Annotated in this window: 1 protein-coding gene; it reads right to left on the bottom strand. The window is 54.1% G+C overall.

Annotated features, from left to right (window positions below):
* On the bottom strand, positions 1-734 hold a 734-nt coding region (gene thiI, locus NE664_12545), incomplete at both ends, for a tRNA 4-thiouridine(8) synthase ThiI (GenBank protein MCQ4727465.1).

Here is a 734-nt window from a genome sequence, read left to right as displayed (position 1 = left end):
CAGCACCACACCTTTTCCACCGTACTTATGGCCGTCTCCACCATCTCGTCGATCTTTTCTTTCAGCTTCTCTACCGAGCGCTCAATCATCTTCAAATTCGGTTTCGTCACCGGATGCTTTGCAACGAAGATCGTACAGCAGTCTTCGAACGGCAGAACCGAAGTCTCATACGTTCCGATCTTTTCAGCCACATCCACGATCTCCTGCTTGTCGAAGCCGATTACCGGACGGAATACCGGCATGGTACACGCGGCGTCTGTGGCGGCCAGGGACTGCATGGTCTGGGATGCCACCTGTCCGATGCTCTCCCCGGTGATTATTGCCTGTGCTCCCGCATCTGCAGCCAGACGCTCCGCAATCCGCATCATATAGCGGCGCATGATGATCGTCAGCTCCTCGTGGGGACACTGGTCATAGATGTAGAGCTGGATATCGGTAAAGTTCACGATATGCAGATGAATGGGGCCTGAATATTTAGAAACCAGCTTCGCCAGATCAACGACTTTCTGCTTTGCACGCTCACTCGTATAAGGCGGCGCATGGAAATAGACGGCGTCAATCTTCACGCCGCGTTTGGAGATCATATAACCTGCCACAGGGCTGTCGATTCCGCCGCTTAAGAGCAGCATGGCCTTTCCATTCGTGCCTACCGGCATACCGCCCGGCCCCGGAATGACCTTTGAGTAGATATTGATCCGGTTTCTCACCTCCACATGGAGCATGACCTCCGGCTG

Origin of the sequence: Anaerotignum faecicola (genome assembly GCA_024460105.1) — a bacterium.
In the GTDB taxonomy this organism is placed as follows: Bacteria; Bacillota; Clostridia; order Lachnospirales; family Anaerotignaceae; genus JANFXS01.
This window is presented reverse-complemented; position numbering and strand designations above follow the sequence as displayed.